This is a genomic window from Massilia sp. TSP1-1-2, from assembly GCF_049896185.1.
In the GTDB taxonomy this organism is placed as follows: Bacteria; Pseudomonadota; Gammaproteobacteria; order Burkholderiales; family Burkholderiaceae_D; genus Telluria_A.
Map to the genome: position 1 here is coordinate 1 of NZ_JAFCTU010000107.1, position 1,140 is coordinate 1,140.

Below are 1,140 nucleotides of genomic sequence, written 5' to 3' on the forward strand. Positions count from 1 at the left end.
CGCACTTCCTGCACCAGCTTTCTCGCCAACTGCATGCGCTTGCTGCTGCATGCCGCCGCCTATATCTTGCACCAGCATCTTGCCGTCCGGCCGGGTGGTCGTCTCCAGCCGGTTTAGGGCGTCGAAGTCGAAATGCGTGTGCCTGTCGTTGGCGTCCCACACATCGGTGCGGTTGCCGTTCGGGTCGTAGGCAAAGCGCGTGATCTTGCCGTCAGGCCCGGTCACGGTATCGAGGCGCCCAGCGTCGTCGTAGCCGTTGGTCGTCGTCTTGCCATTCGCATCGGTCGTCGTGCCGACACGGCCTGCGGCATCGTAGCCGGTGCCGGTCGTGCTGCCGTCCGCGAAGGTCGTCTTCACCAGGCGGTTCAGTGCATCGTATTCGTAACTTGTCGTGCGGCCCTGGCGGTCGACGGTGCTGGCCTGGTTGCCGTTGGCGTCGTAGGCTACGGTGTCGACGCTGCCGTCCGGATACGTGGTCTTGGCAAGTTTGCCACGGCTGTTGTACTCGTACGCGGTGCGCCGCCCTTGCGCATCGACGCTGCTCGAGAGCTGGCCGCCGGCGGTGTAGGCATTCTTGGTCGTAAAGCCCAGCGCGTCGGTTTCTTCGAGCACTTTGCCGTCGGCGTCCAGCTTGCGCGTAACCGTCGTTGTCACCGGCACGCCATTCACAATGCGCGTCCAGCTGCGGCTGGTTTCCTTGCCGTTGTCGTCGTAGGCAAAGCTCGTCACGTTGCCGGCGGCATCGACCTCGCTCGTCTTGTTGCCCTTGGCGTCGTAGCCGAAACCGGTTACCTCCCCTGCCACTGTCAAGCTGGTCAGGTTGCCGTCCGTCGTTTTCACACTTGACGTTCGCCCCAGCGGTTCGCTGATCACTTGCGCTGCCGCCAGGTTGCGAATCGAAGTCTGGTTGCGGCGCGCGTCGGTCGACGACGTCAGCTGTTTGGTGACCGGGTCATAGCCCCAGCTGATCGTGTTGCCCAGCGGGTCGGCCTCGGTCAAGGGCTTGCCCGTCTGCGGATCCCACGTTTTCACCGTGGTCTTGCCCGCGGTATTGGTCACCGTCTTTTCATTGCCCAGCGCATCGTAGGTCATCACGGTCTTGCGGCCGAGCGCGTCCAGCACTTCCGTCACATTGCCTTG

General features: G+C 63.4%; 1 pseudogene. It reads right to left on the reverse strand.

Annotated features, from left to right (window positions below):
- Positions 1-1,140: pseudogene (locus ACP7BV_RS27080) on the reverse strand (hypothetical protein); the annotation flags it as partial.